20 protein-coding genes are annotated in these 21,409 nt (G+C 43.4%); 5 read left to right on the top strand and 15 right to left on the bottom strand.

The annotated features are described in order from the left end of the window. Nucleotides 1-9 precede the first annotated feature (9 nt). The 13 genes from K1X84_03380 to K1X84_03440 form a co-directional block, all read right to left on the bottom strand. Nucleotides 10-1,485: an SLBB domain-containing protein gene (locus K1X84_03380; protein ID MBX7150656.1), complete on the bottom strand. Its 1,476-nt coding sequence runs from the start codon at nt 1,483-1,485 to the stop codon at nt 10-12. 185 nt (nt 1,486-1,670) lie between these two features. Then, the gene (gene wecB, locus K1X84_03385) at nt 1,671-2,855 is read right to left on the bottom strand and encodes a UDP-N-acetylglucosamine 2-epimerase (non-hydrolyzing) (GenBank protein MBX7150657.1); all 1,185 of its coding nucleotides are present in this window, start codon (nt 2,853-2,855) and stop codon (nt 1,671-1,673) included. Next, a complete protein-coding gene (locus K1X84_03390) occupies nt 2,779-4,116 on the bottom strand; it encodes a nucleotide sugar dehydrogenase (protein ID MBX7150658.1) in 1,338 nt (445 codons plus the stop codon). Before K1X84_03390 ends, wecB begins: the two co-directional genes overlap by 77 nt. A gap of 55 nt (nt 4,117-4,171) precedes the next feature. Beyond that, nucleotides 4,172-5,500, bottom strand: coding sequence for a UDP-glucose/GDP-mannose dehydrogenase family protein (locus tag K1X84_03395; GenBank protein ID MBX7150659.1), 1,329 nt, complete (start codon nt 5,498-5,500; stop codon nt 4,172-4,174). Nucleotides 5,501-5,510: 10 nt separating this feature from the next. Then, entirely contained in the window at nt 5,511-6,329 is an 819-nt protein-coding gene (gene rnc / locus K1X84_03400; GenBank protein ID MBX7150660.1) for a ribonuclease III, read from the bottom strand. A 27-nt stretch (nt 6,330-6,356) separates the two neighbouring features. Further along, nucleotides 6,357-7,601: a beta-ketoacyl-ACP synthase II gene (fabF, locus tag K1X84_03405; GenBank protein MBX7150661.1), complete on the bottom strand. Its 1,245-nt coding sequence runs from the start codon at nt 7,599-7,601 to the stop codon at nt 6,357-6,359. A gap of 117 nt (nt 7,602-7,718) precedes the next feature. Continuing rightward, entirely contained in the window at nt 7,719-7,970 is a 252-nt protein-coding gene (acpP, locus tag K1X84_03410; GenBank protein ID MBX7150662.1) for an acyl carrier protein, read from the bottom strand. Between the two features lie 70 nt (nt 7,971-8,040). After that, a complete protein-coding gene (locus K1X84_03415; GenBank protein ID MBX7150663.1) occupies nt 8,041-8,790 on the bottom strand; it encodes a beta-ketoacyl-ACP reductase in 750 nt (249 codons plus the stop codon). Beyond that, nucleotides 8,790-9,719: an ACP S-malonyltransferase gene (gene fabD / locus K1X84_03420; protein MBX7150664.1), complete on the bottom strand. Its 930-nt coding sequence runs from the start codon at nt 9,717-9,719 to the stop codon at nt 8,790-8,792. The genes K1X84_03415 and fabD overlap by 1 nt, the downstream gene beginning before the upstream one ends. A gap of 12 nt (nt 9,720-9,731) precedes the next feature. Next, nucleotides 9,732-10,730 (bottom strand): ketoacyl-ACP synthase III, encoded by a 999-nt coding sequence (locus tag K1X84_03425; GenBank protein MBX7150665.1) that lies wholly within the window; start codon nt 10,728-10,730, stop codon nt 9,732-9,734. Between the two features lie 13 nt (nt 10,731-10,743). Further along, nucleotides 10,744-11,748 (bottom strand): phosphate acyltransferase PlsX, encoded by a 1,005-nt coding sequence (gene plsX, locus K1X84_03430; protein ID MBX7150666.1) that lies wholly within the window; start codon nt 11,746-11,748, stop codon nt 10,744-10,746. Between the two features lie 150 nt (nt 11,749-11,898). Then, the gene (gene rpmF, locus K1X84_03435) at nt 11,899-12,081 is read right to left on the bottom strand and encodes a 50S ribosomal protein L32 (protein ID MBX7150667.1); all 183 of its coding nucleotides are present in this window, start codon (nt 12,079-12,081) and stop codon (nt 11,899-11,901) included. A gap of 12 nt (nt 12,082-12,093) precedes the next feature. Then, nucleotides 12,094-12,594, bottom strand: coding sequence for a DUF177 domain-containing protein (locus K1X84_03440; GenBank protein MBX7150668.1), 501 nt, complete (start codon nt 12,592-12,594; stop codon nt 12,094-12,096). Between the two features lie 247 nt (nt 12,595-12,841). Between K1X84_03440 and K1X84_03445 the strand changes: the two genes are divergently transcribed. Together K1X84_03445 and K1X84_03450 are read left to right on the top strand one after the other, a co-directional pair. After that, nucleotides 12,842-14,911: a S46 family peptidase gene (locus K1X84_03445; GenBank protein ID MBX7150669.1), complete on the top strand. Its 2,070-nt coding sequence runs from the start codon at nt 12,842-12,844 to the stop codon at nt 14,909-14,911. Next, nucleotides 14,898-15,809: a CPBP family intramembrane metalloprotease gene (locus K1X84_03450; protein ID MBX7150670.1), complete on the top strand. Its 912-nt coding sequence runs from the start codon at nt 14,898-14,900 to the stop codon at nt 15,807-15,809. Before K1X84_03445 ends, K1X84_03450 begins: the two co-directional genes overlap by 14 nt. A gap of 16 nt (nt 15,810-15,825) precedes the next feature. On the opposite strand, the gene K1X84_03455 is transcribed toward K1X84_03450, so the two are convergent. After that, nucleotides 15,826-16,698: an NAD(+)/NADH kinase gene (locus K1X84_03455; protein ID MBX7150671.1), complete on the bottom strand. Its 873-nt coding sequence runs from the start codon at nt 16,696-16,698 to the stop codon at nt 15,826-15,828. A 65-nt stretch (nt 16,699-16,763) separates the two neighbouring features. Then, nucleotides 16,764-17,711: a hypothetical protein gene (locus K1X84_03460; GenBank protein MBX7150672.1), complete on the bottom strand. Its 948-nt coding sequence runs from the start codon at nt 17,709-17,711 to the stop codon at nt 16,764-16,766. Nucleotides 17,712-17,986: 275 nt separating this feature from the next. Here K1X84_03460 and K1X84_03465 point away from each other — a divergent pair, with 275 nt between their 5' ends. From K1X84_03465 to purQ, 3 genes are all read left to right on the top strand, one after another. After that, nucleotides 17,987-18,976, top strand: a complete 990-nt coding sequence (locus tag K1X84_03465; protein ID MBX7150673.1) for a hypothetical protein — start codon at nt 17,987-17,989, stop codon at nt 18,974-18,976. A gap of 249 nt (nt 18,977-19,225) precedes the next feature. After that, entirely contained in the window at nt 19,226-20,602 is a 1,377-nt protein-coding gene (locus K1X84_03470; GenBank protein ID MBX7150674.1) for a chloride channel protein, read from the top strand. 96 nt (nt 20,603-20,698) lie between these two features. After that, nucleotides 20,699-21,400, top strand: a complete 702-nt coding sequence (purQ, locus tag K1X84_03475; GenBank protein MBX7150675.1) for a phosphoribosylformylglycinamidine synthase subunit PurQ — start codon at nt 20,699-20,701, stop codon at nt 21,398-21,400. Nucleotides 21,401-21,409: the final 9 nt, after the last annotated feature.

A 21,409-nucleotide genomic window follows, 5' to 3' on the forward strand; every position in this document is an offset into this window, starting at 1 on the left:
AGTTACTCATTAATTGTTCTTAATCGTGAAGTAAACTAAAATTATTGTCGATGTGATAGCAGCCAATTGACCGACAACGGACAAGGTATCCAGAAATACCTTCCAACCGTCTTTTGGATCGCGTTCCGGAATAAAGATCACATCCCCGTCTTCAATGATATCGCTGTTGTCGGCATCCTCCCATCGTTGCGCTAATGCTTTAATAATTTTAACATCGCCGCGTTTCGCATATTCTTTATATCCGCCGGCTTTTTGAATATAATACTTATAATTTTTATTAGGTTCCCAATCTAGGATACCTGGAAACAAGGCGCCGCCGACTATCGTGACGGTTTTTTTTATGGAAGGTACGTACAAGGAATCATTATTCTTCACCAGAATATCATAGTTCGGATCCGCCTTGCCATTAGCCATTAACTTCCTAAAATCAGTCTGAACTGTCGGAAATGTTTCACGCGTTTTTGCCTTAAAATACGCTTTTTCAATTTCATTCATATCCTGAATGGGAGTCAATTTTAGGCGTTCAAATTCCTTATCGGATCCTTCAGTATATTTATCACGATAAAGCTGCATTCTTCCTATGGAAGCAAATTGTGTATACCCTCCGGCCGCTTCGATGACTTCACTGATCCGTGTCTTTCCTTCAATAATCGGATATGTTCCGGGATGTATAACTTCACCCATGACGGTCATGACAGCCTTGGGATGGAACATTGATTGCTTTTTGATGAAAATTCTGTCATCGGGTAAAATTCGCATGTCTTTGGTTGTATCCCCATGCATGATATCTTTCAGCGACAAAACATAACTGACAGTTGTCCGGCCTGTATCGTTTTTAAAGCGAACTAATTCCACTTCACTCGAATCGGCGCCAAACTCAAGCCCGCCGCTCAATTCGATCAGATCAGAAATCCGCTCTCCGCGAACATATTCGTAAACGTCAGGAATATGAACTCCGCCATATACGCCAACCCATGCCATCACCGGAGGTACGAAAATAACATCGCCATTGGATAGCGAAGGATCGCAACTAACATTACCGGTGTTGTTACGACGAATGAGATCGGCACGAACGATTGAGCCATCCTTCCTCCGCAACTGTATATTGCGTTGTGACGATTTCAAAGAGTCCGCAAAACCACCGGCCTGCCTGATAGCTTCCGAAACACGATCAACGGACGAAACAATTACCGATTGATTGAGCCGTGTCAGGCCGGTTATATTGACTTTAAAAGTTCGGATGGCAAGAAGATTAATGGAAACATCCGTATTGACATACACTTTTGTAATCTCAGTTTTCATCTTGGCTTTTGCCTGAGACAAAGTAAGATTCCGCACATCAATTTCTTTTACAGACGGAATGACTATCATACCCTCCGGAGAGACAAAACAAGGAAAGGACTCATTGACTTGCCCCCAAATTGAAATAACGAATTGATCGCCCGGTCCGACATAATATTGATCGGGATCTATGATAGATTCCAATACTGTATTTCCGCTCGTATTGGCGGAAGTCAGAGAACTTGGCTGATTAGATTGTCTTTGATTGGATTGATTGTTTTTATCTGTCGCGGATGTCGAAGATTTAAACTGACCATTCACTGAGCCTACAATGATCAAAAAACATATCGCAAAAAAAAATTTCTTAAAAATATCCATTGTCATTCGATTTATGCCAGTTTAATAAAAACATTTGTAATACGCTCTGCCGCACGACCATCCCATAATTCTGGGATATTCCCTTTTTTATAAGTTCCATTCAAAACTTCATCAACTTTTTTGTGAATCAATGGTTCATCCAAACCTACAAGCGTATTCGTTCCGACTTCAATTGTAATCGGCCTTTCCGTATTCTCCCGCATCGTAAGGCAAGGAATGCCTAAGTAAGTCGTTTCCTCCTGCAGCCCTCCTGAATCTGTAATAGCCATTTTTGCATAGGCTGTTAAACCGACAAAATCAAAATATCCCACAGGATCCATTAGCTTTAGATTCTTCATTTTTGCAACTTTATCCGTTAAGCCAAACGTCTCAATCATTTTCCGTGTACGAGGATGAATTGGAAACACAACTGGTAACTTTAATTGGATTGCATGCAATATTTCAAAAATTTTCGATAATGATTTCAGATTGTCAACATTCGACGGTCGGTGAAGTGTCGTAATACAATATGATTTCTCAGAGAGTTTCAGATTGGCTGCTGTTTGTGACTGGCTGATTTGCGGTTGAGCAAATACAAGTGAATCAATCATCACGTTGCCGGTAAAATATATTTGTTTTTCCGATTTTCCTTCTTTTAATAAGTTTTCGTTACCGCTTTTTTCAGTTGTAAAAAGAACTTCGGCGATTGCATCCGTGACCAGTCGGTTAATTTCTTCCGGCATCGAACGATCAGAGCTCCTTAATCCGGCTTCAACGTGCGCGACCGGTACATGGAGCTTTGAAGCTGTTACTGAACAAGCCAACGTCGAATTAATATCACCCAATACGACAACCCAGTCCGGTTTTTCCTGCAGCACAACGGTTTCAAACCGTTTCATGATTTCGGCTGTTTGTTCAGCATGAGTTCCGGAACCAACATTGAGATGAATGTCGGGCTCAGGTATTTGTAACTCCTTAAAAAAAATATCCGACATTTTGTTATCGTAATGTTGCCCTGTATGCACCAGTTTCGGTTGAAGTGATGGATGCTTTTTCATTTCTCTCAGGATAGGCGCAATTTTCATAAAATTCGGACGAGCACCTGCAACACACAATAGTTTCAAAGAACGGCTCCCTTTTTTAGAGTTTGTGATCCCACTGGCCTGATCCGAGTAACGCAATTTTTTCTCGATATTGTGTAATGTCCTTGGTGGCATTACGAGCATCGACAACCACTTTGCTATTTTCGACGATCATTTTGAAATCGTATGAACTGTGATCCGTCCCAACAAAAACACAGTCGACACTACTCAGAAATTCTTTTGATAAAATTTGTGAACGGAATTTTTTTCCAAATAATTCAACTTCCGGGACATGTGGATCATTGTACATCACTTCGCCGAAACCTTTTTGAATCATGATTTCCATGACTTTCAGTGACGGAGAATGGCGAATATCGTCGACGTCTTTTTTGAACGCAGCCCCTAACACAAGAACTTTAGCTTTGGATAAAGCCGCACCACGCATCGCCAGCGCTTCAACAATCATTGAATAGGCATAAAACGGCATATTTTCATTAACTTCGGCGGCTAGTTCGATAAAATTCGTATGGAAATCATACCCGCGGGCTTTCCATGAAAGATAATATGGGTCAATCAGAATACAATGTCCGCCGATGCCCGGACCCGGATAAAACGGCATAAATCCAAACGGCTTAGTGGCGGCGGCACTAATGACTTCCCACATATTGATACCACCCATTCGATCACATAATTGCGCAAGCTCATTCACTAATGCAATATTAACACTACGAAATATATTTTCGAGTAACTTGCACATTTCAGCGACTCGCGGATTGGATACCGGCACGACTTTTTCAATGATTTGTGAGTTGATCAGGCAGGCCAATTCAGTACACGTTTTCGTCACGCCTCCAACGACTACGGGTGTGTTAGCCGTAGTAAATTTTTTATTTCCCGGATCGATGCGTTCAGGAGAAAATGCCAAATAATAATTCACGCCAACTTTTTTCCCGGTACGATCGAGAATCGGTTGAACGATTTTTTCAGTGGTTTCAGGAAAGGTTGTACTTTTCAAAATGATTAATTGTCCGTCTCTTAGACCTTTTGCTATTCCTTCCGCTGAATTAACAATGTAAGAAACATCGGGTTCCTTATTGTCAGTAAAGGGCGTCGGGACGCAAATGTAAATAACGTCCAGTTCTTTTACCTTATTATAATCGGATGCCGCTTTTAAAAGTCCTGACTGATGGCATTTCGCAAACCGATCGTTAGGAATATCTTCGATATAATTGCGACCTTCATTGACATTTTTCACTTTTTGTTCGTCAAGATCGATCCCTAAAGTTTGATAGCCATTGGCGGCAAATTCAACAGCGAGCGGTAATCCGACATACCCCAACCCGACGACACCGATCACGGCTTTTTTGTCTTTGATTTTATTTTGTAAACTCTCCATAGACTCCGTTTTGTTATTTGAAGTGCGCGCAAAGTAAACTTTTTAGCACAGTAAATCAAGAGTTTATTGGTGCATAACCGCGTCCAACCCCGAGATAATTGATCCCCAGTCCCTTCACTTCATCAGGGTTATAGACATTGCGACAATCGACCAAATTCGGTTTTTTTAACAAGCTCTTAATCTTGGGCAAGTCAAGCTCACGGAATTCATTCCATTCTGTAACCAGTACCAAACAATCGGCATCTTTAGCCACATCGTAGGCGTTATTAGCATAGACAATGTTTGGAAAAATACTTTTGGTCGCTTCATGGGCCACCGGATCATAGGCTTTTATATTCGCCCCGGCTTTGAGCATTTCTTCAATGATAACCAACGCTGTCGCTTCACGGATATCATCAGTATTGGGCTTGAAAGCCAACCCTAAAAGGCCAATTGTTTTGCCTTTCAAATCGCCCACCAATGTTTTGATCTTATTGACCATCACATGTTTTTGATGATCGTTGGCTTCGATAGCCGCCCGTACAACAAGATTTTGCACGCCGGTTTCTTCCGCCGTTTTGACTAAAGCTTGGGTGTCTTTAGGAAAACAAGAACCTCCAAAACCGCCGCCTGCATGCAAAAATTTTGGACTAATGCGACCGTCCAGCCCCATGGCTTTAGCGACCACTTTCACATCGGCGCCAATTTTTTCACAGATATTAGCGATCTCATTGATAAAAGAAATTTTAACAGCCAAAAAAGCATTTGAAGCGTACTTAATCATTTCTGAAGATTCGACATTCGTTATCACCATAGGCGTTTCATTTAGATAGAGAGGTCGGTAAACAACTTTCATAATTTCCGTTGCACGATCGCTGGTGCTTCCGATGACCACTCTGTCCGGTCTTAAAAAATCATTCACCGCCGAACCTTCGCGCAAAAATTCCGGATTGGATACTACGTCAAATTCCGAGCCTTTAGGCGCTTTCTGCCCGATGATTTTTTTAACTTTCATTCCGGTTCCCGCCGGAACGGTACTTTTAGTCACTACTACTTTATAACCGTTTAAATTGGCAGCAATATTTTCAGCCACCTTAAATACAATGGACAAATCAGCCTCGCCACTCGTTCCCGGCGGAGTTCCTACAGCAATAAAAATCACTTCGGTATCACGAATGGAAGCGGCAACGTCGTTCGAAAAGAAGAGCCTTTCTTTTTCAACATTGCGTTTGACGACTTCTTCCAAGCCGGGCTCATATATCGGAATAATGCCTTGTTTCAACTTATTAATTTTGTCGAGATCAATATCCGCACAAATCACATGATTGCCAAAATCGGCAAGACAAGCGCCGGACACCAAGCCGACATACCCTGTTCCAACCACACAAATACGTTTCACGGTCATCTCCGAATATTTAATTTGAACTTTGTTTGATTTTTTTTAAGGCTTCACGCGCAGCCTGCTGCTCTGCGTCCTTCTTCGTCATACCTTTTCCTGTTCCATATACTTCATCTTTTATTTTCACTTCGACGGTAAACTGTTTACTATGTTCAGGCCCTGTTTCGCTAATGACAATATAATGCGGCATACCCCACTCACTACTTTGGCTAAATTCCAAAAGTTCGCCTTTAAAATTAGTATTCATTTCATCGCTCAACACCCGCATCATATCGACTAACACAAATTTTTGAATAAACATTTTCGCTTCGGGAAACCCGCTGTCCAGATAAATAGCGCCGATCAAAGATTCTAAAACATCCGATAAGATCGAAGGGCGGTTTCGGCCTCCCGAACGCTGCTCACCTTCGCTCAGGAGTACAAAGTCACCCAAATTGATCCGTTCAGCACAGTTCGCCAAAACTTTTTTATTGACCAATAAAGCTTTACATTTGGTCAATTCACCTTCTTCTTTGTCCGGAAACTGACGAAATAAACTTTCAGAAACGATCATATTCAGAATCGAATCGCCTAAAAACTCCAGCCGTTCGTAAGATGTAATGCGTTCGGCATTAGTCACATTCAGATACGAACGGTGCTTTAATGATTGTACAAAAAGCTGGTGATTATTGATCGAGTAGGATATGTTTTTTTCCAGACGCGATAATTGTTCCCTCAATATCCGGTCATTCTTAATCTCTTTCGGACGCTGTAGAAAACCACGTCCTAAAAAAAATTGTTTCAGCTTCGATAGAAGGTTCCCGGAGTTTTTTGAAATCTGTTTATTCGAAGTCATTGACTATCTGCATCTGCTACCTGTAATCTACGGTACGTAGCGTTTTACGGCCAAACATGTATTGTGGCCTCCGAATCCAAACGTATTGCTGATAGCGGCATTAATTTTTCTCTCGATCGCTTTATTCGGTATATAATTCAAATCGCATTCCGGATCCGGTTCTTCATAATTGATCGTCGGCGGCGCTACCGAATGATGAACAGCCATCGTGATCGCAATGAATTCCACGCCACCTGCAGCGCCAAGTAAATGTCCCGTCATCGATTTGGTCGAACTGACCAGTAACTTATACGCATGCTCGCCGAAAACAGTCTTGATAGCGGCGGTCTCGTTTTTGTCGTTGTATTCCGTCGAAGTACCATGCGCATTGATATAATCGATGTCTTCAGGTTTAAGTCCTGCATCTTTTAGAGCAATGGTCATAGCCCGGGCAGCGCCTTCACCGCCTTCAGCGGGCGCCGTAATATGATAGGCATCATCGGTATAACCGACGCCGGCAATTTCCGCATAGATTTTAGCGCCGCGCTTTAAAGCGTGTTCCAGTTCTTCAATGACGACAATTCCCGAACCTTCGCCCATGACGAATCCGTCGCGATGTTTGTCAAAAGGACGGCTGGCGTGTTTGAAATCGTCATTACGTGTAGACAAAGCCTTTAAAGCATTAAATCCGGCAACTCCCATGCGGCAGATTCCCGCTTCCGTGCCGCCGCATACCATCGCGTCGGCGTCACCGCGTTGAATCAACATGAAGGCATCGCCAATCGCGTGGCTGCCCGTCGCACATGCTGAAACGGTAGCATAATTCGGCCCTTTAAGACCAAACATAATAGCCACCTGTCCGGCAGCGATGTCAATAATCATCATGGGAATGAAAAACGGGCTGACCCTTTGTGCGCCCTTTTGTAAATACGTTTCAAATTGTTCTTCGAATGTATTGAATCCGCCGATACCACTACCGATAATACAACCGATCCGGTTGGCATCCAGAGATTTGGCATCAAGCTTGGCATCGTCAATAGCCATTTTTGCCGCTGCTATGGCAAAATGCGTGAACCGGTCATTACGACGGATCTCTTTTTTATCCATGTATTGACCGGCATCAAAATTTTTTACTTCCGCTGCAAATTTGGTTACGTGATCTTTCGTATCAAAAAGCGTGATCATGTCTACACCGTTTCGGCCCTCCAGCATTCCCTTCCACGTCTCATCAGCACTATTACCAATGGGAGTGACAGCGCCTATTCCGGTCACGACGACCCGACGTTTTTGCATGAACGACTCCTTACTTGCCAAATGTTTGATTGGAAAAACCAAACCGATAGGATTTATAAAACCTGCTTTATAAATCCTATCCGGTTATTCTTACAAATTATAAACCAAGCGGTTATATTATTTACCTAACTTGTTAACTAAATACTCAATAGTCGAACCGACAGTGGTGAGTTTTGCTGCTTCTTCTTCCGGAATTTTTTCGCCGAGACTGAACGAATCTTCGAATTCCATTACTAACTCAACCTGATCCAGTGAATCCGCACCTAAATCTTCAACATAAGAAGCAGCCGGTGTTACTTCAGCTTCCGTCACGCCAAGTTTCTTGACGATGATCTCTTTTACTTTTTTCTCGATTTCTTCTTTGCTCATGATCATTTCTCCTTAATGAAGGTTATGTGAATGTTTCTTCCCTTATTATAAAATCTTATCTGAGTTTCCATTATCGTATGACGCGCCCGCCGTCAACCTGAATTACCTGACCGGTAATATACGCGGCTTCATCCGAAGCCAGAAATTTTACTGTATAAGCTACTTCGTCAATAGTACCCGATCTTCCCAACGGAATATATTTCAATACTTCGGCGACTGTTTGCTCAGAAAAATCTTTCGTCATATCGGTAAGTATATACCCGGGCGCGACGGAATTAACCGTTATCGCGTAGGGCGCCAGTTCTTTTGCCGTAGCCATCATCAATCCGTCAATACCGGCTTTGGAAGCGGCATAATTGGCTTGAAACGGGTTGCCTCCGAGCGCCACGACGGATGACATGTAGATAATTCTTCCGTATCGTTGTTTCATCATTGTTTTAGCAGCCAGACGTGAACAGATGAAAGCGCTTTTTAGATTATTCTTCAGCACCCAATCCCATTCATCTTCATTCATCCGCGCCAATAAGCTGTTTTTAAATACGCCTGCGTTATTAACTAAAATATCCAAACGACCAAATTTTTCCTGCACAGTATCAAACAGTTTTTTAGCTTCAGTCCAGTCGGAAACGTCCGCCTGCACAGCCTGCAAATGATCGTTCGAAGCGAATGAACGCAATTCCTGTTCGGCGATTCTCAACCGCTCCGCATCCCGGCCGTTAATCACCACCGTTGCACCGTTTGTCAAAAAACATTGCGCGATAGCCTTGCCGATTCCGCGAGACGAACCGGTCACTACCGCTACTTTATCACGCAGTACCATTAATGCTGGAACTTTACTAATTCATCCGCCTTGCCAATGCATTCACACGGAATGTTCTTATCGATACGTTTAACCAATCCTTGCAGTACATTGCCTGGACCGATTTCATAAAATTTGTTTGCACCGTCGGCGATCATGTTGACAACGGTTTCATGCCATTTGACAGGAGCAGTAATCTGATCGACTAATAGTTTTTTAAATTCATTGCCGGATTGAGCCGCGCGCGCTGTTACATTTGGATAAACCGTCAAAGCGGTATCCCGGAAAACCATAGTGTTTAATAATTTCTGTACTTCTTCTTTAGCGCTTTCCATTAATGGCGAATGGAAAGCACCGCTGACGACTAATTCTTTGACCATTCGTGCGCCTTTTTCTTTGGCCAACTCCATCGCTTTTTTGACGCCTTCGATCGACCCGGAAATCACAATTTGACCGGGCGAATTATAATTAGCGCACTGCACAATGCCGGACGTGTACGCTTCACAACAAATTTTTCCAAGTGGTTCTGCATCCATACCAATTACGGCGGCCATGGTACCTTTGTTGACTTCGCCGGCATGTTGCATAGCTGCTGCACGAACTTTGACAATTTTCAAAGCATCTTCAAACGACAGAACTCCGGCCGCCACCAGAGCCGAATATTCGCCTAAGCTATGTCCGGCCGACATTTGAAAACTCATGTCTTTAAATTTTTCTTTTAATATTTCAAGCGTCACGATGCTATGAACGAAAATTGCAGGCTGCGTTACTCTCGTTTGTTTCAATGCGTCTTCAGGGCCTTCAAATGAAGTCTTAATAAGATCAAATCCTAAAATTTCATTCGCTTTGTCATACATCGTTTTAGCTACAGGGAAAGAATCGTAAAAATCTTTACCCATACCAATATATTGCGAACCTTGTCCCGGAAATATAAATGCTATTTTTGACATATTAAGTTTTAGTTAGTACGCCCATTTCAATAAAATACTGCTACAGGTAAATCCTCCGCCAAAGGCCGCGATCACGACAATATCTCCTTTTTTCAAACGACCGGTACTGACCGCTTCCGATAAACAAATCGGAATGGTCGCTGCCGTCGTATTGCCATATCGATCAATATTCACCATGACTTGCGATTCATTCAATCCCATTCTTTGAGCCGCGGAATCAATGATCCGTTTGTTAGCCTGATGCGGTACGAATAATCCCACATCCTTGCCGGTCAAACCGTTGCGTTCTACAATCAGCGCAGATGCCTCGGACATACCTTTGACGGCGTATTGATAAACATTTTTACCATCTTGAAACACGTAATGCATTTTCTTGTCGACGGTTTCATGCGTCGGCGGGTTCAAGCTGCCACCGCCAGGCATATTCAAATATTGAGCCCCATTACCATCAATGGTGTTGTAAAAATCCAGTATGCCCACGTTCTTTTCTTCAGTACGTTCAAGCAATACTACTCCGGCAGCGTCGCCGAAAAGGATGCACGTATTGCGATCAGTATAGTCCACGATCGAACTCATTTTATCGGCGCCCACGACCAGAACTTTTTTGGCCGAGCCGCTTTCGATAAATTGCGCTCCGATGACCAGAGAATATGCAAACCCGCAACAAGCGGCCGATACGTCGAATCCCCATGCATTCGTCATGCCTGTTTTCGCTTGAAGTAAACAGGTTGCCGAAGGAAACATCATATCCGGCGTCACGGTACCAAACACGATCACGTCGATTTCCTCGGGATTGATCTTATGTTTTTCAAATAGCACTTTGCACGCCTCCGCGGCCATATCGGACGAAGCGCCTTTTTCCATAATGTGGCGTTCTTTGATGCCGGTACGCGACGTAATCCATTCGTCGTTGGTATCGACCATTTTTTCGAGATCGGCGTTCGTCAACAATTTATCCGGCGCCCAGTGAGCTACGGCCGTTATCGCGGCACGAAATTTCTTTTTTTCCACGCAATACTTTCAGTTAGGATAATTTTATTTTTTCACGAATAACTTCATTGATTTTTTTCTCAACCATTTCCTTGGCTACATGAATAGCACGGTAGAGCGCCTTACCGGAGGAACTGCCGTGGCCGATGATAACGACGCCGTTGACGCCAAGCAGCGGCACACCGCCGTGCGATTGGTAATCCCAATCGCTCATGCTTTTAGTGAAAAATTCTTTGAATGTCTTTCCGGCTTCAGCTCCGGCTTGCTGGGCAAACCCGCCGATTTTTTGCTGCAACACTTTCACGAAACTTTCAGTCATTTTCAAAACGACATTACCGACGAACCCATCGCATACGACAACGTCGGAAGAACCCATCAAAATATCGCGTCCCTCAACGTTGCCGGCAAATTCGAATAATTGTTTTTCACGAAACAACTGGTTGGCCTGGATGGTCAGATTGTCGCCTTTGGAATCTTCTTCGCCAATGCTCAGAAGTCCGACTTTAGGAGTAGGAATATTCATCATCGCGTGCATGTATATGCTTCCCATCACACCGAATTGCAATAAGTGAACAGGTTTTGAATCAACATTTGCGCCGACATCGAGTACCAGACTCTTGCCTTTGATGGTCGGAAAAAAAGCGCCGATGGTTGGACGTTGTACACCTTCGATACGACCAAGTCCCATCAACCCGCAAGCCATCACTGCGCCTGTATTGCCCATGCTGACAAACGCATCACCTTCGCCGCGTTTAACCATTTCAATTCCAATATGAATCGATGAATGCATTTTTTCACGTAAGGCCGTCGTCGGCGATTCGCACATTCCGATCACTTCATCCGTGTGAACGATATCGATGCTTTTACCGACCAGATCATTCCCCTCACAACGGTGGATTTCCTCCATGATCTTTTCCCGATGACCGGTCAGAATAACCTGGTGGCCCTGCGATAGAAATTCCCTCGCGGCTTCCACCGCTCCGTCTACGATTTTTTTTGGGGCTTCGTCGCCGCCCATGGCGTCTACTATGATTTTCATCGTTCTCGCTCTTGGGATGATATAAAAGATACCCGCAACTTATCGCTTTTTACGGGTTTTATCAAACGAAACCTGCATAAAAAACTGTGCCTGTCGGTGTCAGCATCAGTATGATAACAAGGACAGGCATTCGTAAAATTCGACCTGGAACTACGCTTCTTTTGTCAGCGTAACTTGCCGCTGATCATAGTAACCGCAATTAGGACAAACACGGTGAGGTAATTTAGGTTGATGGCAATTGGCGCAGGCCGATAATCCCGGCGTATCCAATTTCCAATGTGTTCTGCGCTTATCGCGGCGTTGCTTTGAATGTCTGCGTTTTGGATTAGGCATGTTTCCTCCTGTTTATATTTTTTCATTTACAATTTCATCATAATGCCGGCAAAGGCTATCATTCCAATTGACACCGCACTCAGGGCATAGGCCTTTGCAATCTTCACGGCAAAGCGACTTCGAAGGCATCGCGAGCATTAAGGTATCCATTACATCTTTGTCTAAAACGATATCATTCGTTTGCCGCGTATCGATCGATCGAACTTCCGCGTCTTCATCGTCGGTCCGGGTTCGTGATTCCGCAAATACCATTGAAAAGTCACCGGCAATTTCCCGACGAATTTCATCCAAACACCGGTCGCATAACAAATGCGCCTGTGACGTAACGCTGAATTTAACGTAATACGTATGACCTGATTTATTAAGAACAACATTCGTTACGACATCCCGGTCGAAAATTTCATGACCCTCAAAATCTTTGAGTTCGATCCCAAGTTCAGATCCCGGTATCGCATAATGGAACCGGTGTTCACCGTCGTCTAAACTTAAAATTTTTTCGATCCGAATCTTCATTAAGAAGTCGTAAGTTCAATTCGATAAATCATTTATCAAATTTTAAGCCGGTGAAGATATATTTTTTTTGTCCGATAGTCAAGCTTAAATTCGACCTTTTGAAGGCCGGCAAATGCCTAAAAAAAATCATTCTTTATCAAGTATTTTTAAGTAAAACCCACCAGATTTACACGAAAGTTTGACCTTGCCCTCAAAATTTTAAATGCCTATTTTTCGGCGCTTTAATACATCAACTTACAGGTGAAATATGATTCGGAAAATACTGTTCCTTACGCTGGTGCTATCCTTTCAATCGGTTTTTGCTGATGAAGGCATGTGGACATATGACAATTTGCCATTCAAAATTCTCAAAGAGAAATACGGGTTTGAACCTACTCAGGAATGGATTGATCATTTGCGGCTTTCAAGTGTTAGATTTAATGACGGTGGATCGGGTTCATTCGTAAGTTCCAACGGATTGGTCATGACCAACCAGCATGTTGTGCGCGGGCAACTTCAGAAATTACTGACAGCCGATCGCGATTTACTGCGCGACGGTTTTTTGGCCACTTCACAGGCGGATGAATTGAAATGCCCTGATCTTGAGCTGAACGTTCTCGTAACGATGGAAAATGTTACTGCAAGAATTCAGGGCGCGGCCAAACCGGGCATGAAAGAGCAAGAAGCGCTTACAGCACGTGCCGTTGAAATGGCGGCCATTCAAAAAGAAAGCTTTGAATCCACCGGATTGCGTTCCGATGTTGTAACTTTGTATCATGGCGGTGAATATTGGCTCTACCGATATAAAAAATATACCGACGTTCGGCTCGTCTTTGCACCCGAACAGCAGGTAGCGTTTTATGGAAGTTTATGGGACAATTTTGCGTATCCCCGCTACGAAATCGATTTTGCTTTCGTACGAGTTTATGAAAACGATAAGCCTGCTCAAAGCACCCATTACTTACGTTGGAACAGTGCCGGAGCAAAAGAAGATGAATTAGTATTTATTTCCGGACATCCCGGAAAAACAGAGAGGCTTTTGACGGTAGCACAAATCATTACCCGGCGCGATCTGGAATATCCGGCCGACCTGAAAATTGCCCGCCGCCGTCTCGAAGTATTTAAGCAATACGCCAGTTTAGGTAAAGCGGAAGCCAGCCAAGTTATCAATGCTATTGCCGGTACCGAAAACGTTATAGAAGCCGACAGTGGTGCCTATCAAGGATTATTAAATTCCACCTTGTTTAATAAAAAAGTTGCCGAAGAAACCGACTTCCGCAACCGTATCGATTCAAAATCGGAATGGAAAAAAAATTACGCATCCGCTTGGACCGATATGGCCAACGTGCAAAAAAAATACGCCGAGATATTCAAACCGTTTAAATACCGCCGAATTCCTACACGTACGTTAGCTGACAAGGCCTTGTCCATCATCAAATATAGTGAAGAAATACAAAAATTGGACGACGTACGTAATTACGGCTTTCATAACGATCAACTCGAATCATTTAAGTTTCAGATGTTATCGCCGGTTCCTTTTTATTTACCTCTTGAAGAACGGCTACTGGCCGCATGGCTTCAATTGACTTTGGAGGAATTGGGTGCCAACGATCCATTTGTGAAGACAGCGTTGAACGGGCGTTCGCCGGACGACGTAGCCCGAGATATTTTCTCAAAAACCAAGCTCAACGACGTTCAAGTTCGTAAAAGCCTGATCGAAGGCGGCACTGATGCCATTCAAAAATCCGACGATGCATTGATCGTGTTTGTTCGTAAACTTTACCCTGTTATTCACGAGATTCAAACAACGTATGCGGAAAAAGTTCAAAGCGTCGAATCAGCCGCGTCTCAAAAAATCGGTAAGGCACGTTTTGAAGTGTACGGAAAAAATGTATATCCGGACGCTACATTTACGTTGCGCCTCACTTTCGGTATTGTCAAAGGTTATCCGATGAACGGAACTTTGGCTGCTCCAATGACGACCTATTACGGGTGGTACGATCGTTCCCTCGGCTTTGGACAGAAGCCGCCGTTCAATTTGCCTCAACGTTATTGGGATCGCAAAAATAAACTCGATTTGTCGACCCCTTTAAACTTTGTGAGTTCGTGTGACATCATTGGCGGCAACTCGGGCTCGCCCGTTGTCAATGTCAAAGGCGAAGTTGTCGGAATCGTGCATGACGGTAATAACGAAGGCCTCGTCGGTAATTTTATTTGCAATGACGAATCAGGAAGAGCGATCGCTAATCACGCCGGCGGTATTATTGCGGCGTTGAGGGTTTTGTACGACGCCGGACGCATCGCCGACGAACTGGAGAATAGTCATGACACAAAATAACATGCAGGAATTTGCCGCACACGATGCCACTCCTTTCAGTTTGAAATCGTCGGTTATTTTACTGATCGTAGGCGTAGGCTTCGGTTATATGGTTACATCGATGTTTGCTGCGGCCAGTTTTGCCGTATCCTATTTCGCCAAATTAGCGTGGCTTGGAAATTTCATTTCTAAATTCGGACTTTTGACCGGAACATTGGCTTTTATTCTTCCCGCTTTTTTCTATATGAAACGTCAGCGAAAATTATTGGCGCCAACGTTTCGCATGAACGCTATTTCTGCAAATGTTCTTTTGTCTACATTGATTTTTTCATTGGGATTATTTGTTGCAACGGATGCGATCGACCGTATCATTGCGCCGATGATCAATGGATTTCTTGATCGGACAATCGGCACGTTATCGCCGGAATTGATGTCAGACCACATTCTGAAAAGACTGATGGAAGAATTCCAAATTTACGATTGGATAAACGGAATGCTGCTGATCTTAGCCGCCGTGCTCGCGGCAGGATTTGCCGAGGAGATGTTGATGCGCGGCATGTTTCAAGGCGCTTTGGAAAAAAAATATTCGGCAATGACGGCCATTATTATTTCCAGCCTTGTTTTTTCAATGATTCATCTTAACCCGTGGGGCGGCATTCAGATTTTTGTTATTGCATTATTTTTGGGAATTGTCGCGTGGCGGACGAACAGCATTATCCCGACGATTATTATGCATGGAATGAATAACGGGTCAGTCATTCTATTCAATAATCTCGAGCCGGAAACCATTGCGTGGTACGGAGATACGACTCACATGGAAACAACCGTAGTTATCGTCGGATTATTATTGGCTTTGGTAGGTTTGGTTGGAATATTTCTCTTCACGAAAAAACCAGAACAGTCAATAGCAAGTAAGTGACACTCCCAACTATTTACTATTCACTTTTTCTTGCATCCTCACCCCAACGCAATTTCGCTCGCAGTACTTCAAAAAAAGTTCGCTCGCCTAAGCGGATGAGATGAACTTTATGCGCAGCCTCCCGAATCGTGACGATCGTTCCTTCGTCAATTTCCGCTTCTTCCTGCCCATCGGCAGAAAAAAGCGCCGTATAGCCTTTTTCCACATGGAGTGTAATGACTTGATCGGAATTAATGACCAATGGACGTACTGTCAGCGTATGCGGACACAGTGGATTGATAATAAAAGCCTGCAAAGTCGGACTCAGAATCGGGCCATTGGATGAAAGCGAATACGCAGTCGATCCGGTGGGAGAAGAAACAATCAGGCCGTCGGCTGTATAGGTATTCAAAAATTCTCCATTCACTTCTGCACGAATTCTGATCACGCGGGCAGCGTCGCGGCGAACAATGACGAAGTCATTCAATGCAAAATCTTTGCGCAACGGATCACCCCAACTGGCTTCCAGTACCATGCGTTCTTCGGTTTGATAATCTCCGTGTTGAATTTTTTCAACCGTATGATACAATTCTGTGACCTCAACTTCCGTTAAAAATCCCAGTTTGCCGATATTCACTCCCAAAATAGGTTTCTGCAAAACCCCCACAGCCCGCGCGGTTGAAAGCAATGTTCCGTCGCCGCCGAATGACAGGACACAATCAACGTCGCGAACTAAAGTATCCAAATCCAAATATTCATTCATGCGCGGCCATGAAAATTCAGCAAAAGCGGCCTGAGCTTCAGTATTGATCACAAAGTCGATTTTTTTGGATTGCAATTCTTTTAAAAACGGATGCAACAATCCGAAAACATGACCTTTGTCGATATTGATGACAATTCCAAATCGCATAATCCTATTCCTTTAAAACATGTCTTAGTGAATTATGATTTTCGCTTGCTTTGAAGTCATGTTTTCTAATTTTTTTCTACAACGTTAAGTGGCGTGTCTAAATTAGCCATATTGATCCTAACCAGGTCGTATGCCTGATCGAAGACTTCTTTACACTCATGCTGCGATGCCTGATATTTTGCAAATTTAACAAGGTCGCATACTTCTAAGAATCTTCTCAACAGCGCCGAGTAATTATCATCTCTCAACCGCCTGCGGCGAAATTCAGTAATCAATTCGGACGTGGGCAATTCCAACGCCGGCATCTGAAATTTTTGTTCGATATATAATCGGATAATATTCGACACTTCAATATGGAATATCTTGAATTCACCTCTTTCAATCCATTGTTTTTGACGAACAGCATCCAAGTTCTCGATAGCAATTTCTTCAGGCGAACGCAACGGCACCGGCGATATGTATTGGCCATGTTGATTTTTTTTAGTCTGGTAGCGTTTGTATAATCGATAGGCTCCGTACACGATCAATGTGAGAATCAACAGTAATCCCACGCCTATCAAAACCAGCATTGTCCAGTTAATCTTTCCGGCAATCAAAGGTTTTTCAGGACGAATATCTTTGATCGCCGTATCCAGAACGCTGGTTACAAAAACCAACTTCGGTTGTCCTTCGGCTGACAGCGTATCTCCACCCAATAGGAAAGCAATTTTCGGCGCACGAATAATGAACGTATCAACACTGAATGTCGTAATGGTGTATTCTGTTTTTTCGCTAATCAACGCGCCTTGATCGGCGGGTTGATGTTTTTGAACCTGCACGATTTCGAATTGCGTCAAATCCGTTATGGCTTCACCCAACAGCGTGATATTCTTCGGATGCTCCGTCGTGATACTATAGACAATGCGCTCACCGATGCCGATGCTGTCGCGATCAACATCAACTTTGACTGTAACTGTCTGCGCCGCCAATGACAACGGCAACCAAAGACAAACACCACTCCACCATCGTTTCATATCTGGCATTTTTAATTAAAAAACGTGGTGAAATCTATCAAAAAATAGATTAAACTGCAATAAGACTCCAATTACAATTGTTATCATGGGGCCAACAAATTCTTTACCAACAATACCTCAAGAAAGGAACCATCGGTTTCTCTATTTTTTAATTTTTTTTTCAATCGCGATCGTGATCTTTTTTTACAAAATCGATTATCAGGATTTCGAATTTCGTAATGCTGTTTTAGTCGGTATAAACACGATCTATTCATCAACATCGAGGAGGAAGAAATATGCGAAAGTTAATGTATTACTTTACAGTTTTTTTTATGGGGATCTGCTTCTTATTAACAGCCTGTTCAGGCGAAGAAAATACAGATCCAAGATCAGATCCAGGAGCAGCTATCAATAGTTCATTATTATCAACGACCAATGTTAGTTCAGCCGTTGTCAATGGAAATTCTGTAATAATATCAGCCACTTTTAATAATGATTGTGGTGAGGGAGGGGGAGGAGCTAGTAAATCAAATGGCTCTATATACTACATTCATATGGATATTAGGAGAATTTCGCCGCCATGGGACAACGGTTATGTAATAGCAGGCACCCCTTATAAAGAACATCTGGACAAATATTATGGAGTTGATCATCGAAATACTTGGCTGGGTGGACGGATCGGAGATGGCGAATGCGACACAATTTCAGTATCCTATTCTCTGCCTATATCCTCTTCACAAAACTTAGGTCAGGTTTCGGATACTGATAATAGTGATGCTATGAATTCTCTCTATAGTATGGCGGCTTATACTTATGATGGACATGGGAGCTATCCAGGATTCGAACCTGGAAGTTATGAAGTCGCTATTTATCGGGTTTTAACCGCAGAACAAATACAACAACCTCTTGAACCACCCGTATGTTCTGCAACTTTTGAAATACCGCCCCCTCTACCTGTATTTTTGATTTCAGGATGTCCAACTGTTTCACCGGGTACATTGCCGCCTACTTATTCAGGATTTTGTGACTATAATCCCTTAGTAGATGGTGCAGATCCGGTAATTGCAGGTTATTCGGTATGTATGAGTTATCAGGCTGTCGGTACAAACTCCAATGTTGATGTTTTTATTTACAGTAATTGTTCATCTTCAGCTTGGGGAAAAATTGCCGTAAATCGGAAATATGGTATTTGGCCAACAGGCCAAGTAATCTGGACGGCAACATTCACTAAAGGAGTGCAAAGTTATACCGTGACAAAGACAGTTCAATGTAGTGTTAATGAATAATGCATTTTCGAGGTAACCAACATACTACTATGGATGCACTGGAATCAAATTCTACCTATGAAAGAAAATTAATGAATACAATTTTTCCCGTTCATCAATTGATGAACGGGATTTTGGGCCGCCTAAATGGGTAAAGAATTATACGCCTATGTTAAACCTGATAAGGGTTACAGGCTTTAAGTTTTTTTTCAAATGATTCTTTAAAATAATGATTGCATCGAACTGATTTTTTTTCTATTAGTAATAAACATGGATTCAGTTACTAAAGCGGAAAAAAAAACTTCGAGATCTTCGCGTTTTAACAAGCTTCTCGCTCAATGGACGTCGGGCGTCATTGACTATGCTAAGCTTTTTTCAAGGTTGCGTCACACGGACGCAGGGCTTCTTTTATCAGCTACGGTCATTGGTGTCGTTATTGGCTTATTTATCGTAGTCTTTCACTGGATGATGTTGTCGTTTGAAAGTGTTTTCCATTCAATTTTTGTCGCGACTTCTGAATTTCCCCTGATGCGATTTCTAGCCTTTCCTTTCATTGCCGGCCTTGGCGGTCTTGCGGTCGGACTACTTAATCGTACCGTATTTCAAAATCTGAACAGTGAAGGCATTCCGACCGTTGTATATGCCATGCATTATGAAAAAGGTATAATCCGCGGATTACATGCGGTTAAAACGATGCTGAACGCCGCATTATCGATCAGTTCGGGCGGGGGTGCAGGGCGTGAATCGCCGACAATCCTTCTCGGAGCTTCACTCGGTTCACGTATCGGTCAACTTTTGCAACTGCGCACCGATCATTTAAAACTTCTGTCGGCGGCCGGGGCAGCGGCGGCTATTGGCGGTATTTTCAATGCGCCGTTGGGCGGAATCGTTTTTGCGGTGGAAGTCATTGTCGGGCAACTTCATTTACAAAGTTTCGTGCCGATCGTCATATCTTCAGTCATGGCCACCGCAACGGCCCGTTTTTTTCTGGGTAACAATGCGCTGCTAGTCGAACCGCCGGTCGTTTCAATCACATTCACCGATTATCTGTTGTTGGCTTTGGCAGGAATGATCAGCGGCGGCGTAGCAATTTTTTTTCTTAAATCATACCGGCTGACTGTCATTACTATCAAACGCGTACTGGGAAAACTACCTGATATATGGAAACCATCTATCGGAGGATTATTGGCCGGTTCGATCTTGGCCGCATTGCCTACCATGTTAGAAACTACCTACGATCCGATCAATAAAGCAATAGCCGGTAATGGTATTCTATGGATTAGCGCTTTAACGATTTTACTGAAGCCTGTTTCGGCTGCAATAACTTTGGGGAGCGGCGGAGAGGGCGGTACGTTTGCTCCGGCTATGAAAACCGGCGCTATGTTCGGATTTTGTTTCGGAACAGGCATCGCTTATCTGATTCCGGGAACAGCTCCAGGTGTATATGCTTTAGTGTGTGCATCGGCGCTGATCGCCGGTACATTCTACGCCCCTTTAACGGGAGCGCTGGTCGTGTTCGAGATTTGCCGAAATTATGAAATGCTTATTCCTTTAATTTTCGCAGCTATTTTTTCCGTTTTTATCGTCAATCGGGCCAAGATCCATACTTTCAATCCGAATCAAAAGAAACATGAAATCCATGATTAATTTTCATGCTATTGACAACCAAAAAAATCTTGCAACAGACTTCGCCGCAAAGTATATTCGCACAACTCCAGAAAGTAACCTCCAGAAGGAACTTCTATGAAAGCTGCAGTAATTGTTTTTCCCGGATCCAATTCCGATCATGATGCGTTTTACACTTTGAATGATGTGTTGGATCAGCCGACGGAATGTATCTGGCATAAAGACCGTCGCGATCTCAAAGATTTCGATCTGGTGGTTTTGCCAGGCGGTTTCTCATACGGGGATTATCTTCGGACCGGCGCGATCGCCCGGTTCGCTCCGGTCATGCAAGACGTTGTGGAGTTTGCCAAATTTGGCGGAACGGTCTTTGGGATCTGTAATGGTTTTCAAATTTTGACAGAATGCGGCCTTTTACCCGGTGCGTTGCTACGTAACAGCCATTTGAAATTCGTAGGAAAAAAAGTTGCGATTCGCGTCGAAAATACCGACACGCGTTTTACCAATACTTGCACTATGCACGAAGTTTTAATCAATCCGATTGCGCACGGCGACGGAAATTATTTTGCTGATGCCGATACGATCCGGATGCTGGAAGATTCCAATCGCATACTTTTCCGCTATTGCAGCGAAAGTGGCGACATTTCCGATGAAGCCAACCCCAACGGCTCAGTTAATAATATTGCCGGTATACTCAACGATAAAGGCAACGTTGCCGGCATGATGCCACACCCTGAACGATGTTCCGATCCGCTATTAGGAGCGAATGACGGCATCAAAATTTTTCATTCACTTTTAGAAAGTGTGGCCGTCGAATCCTGATAGGCAAAA

Source organism: bacterium (assembly GCA_019695335.1).
Lineage (GTDB): Bacteria > CLD3 > CLD3 > SB21 > SB21 > JABWBZ01.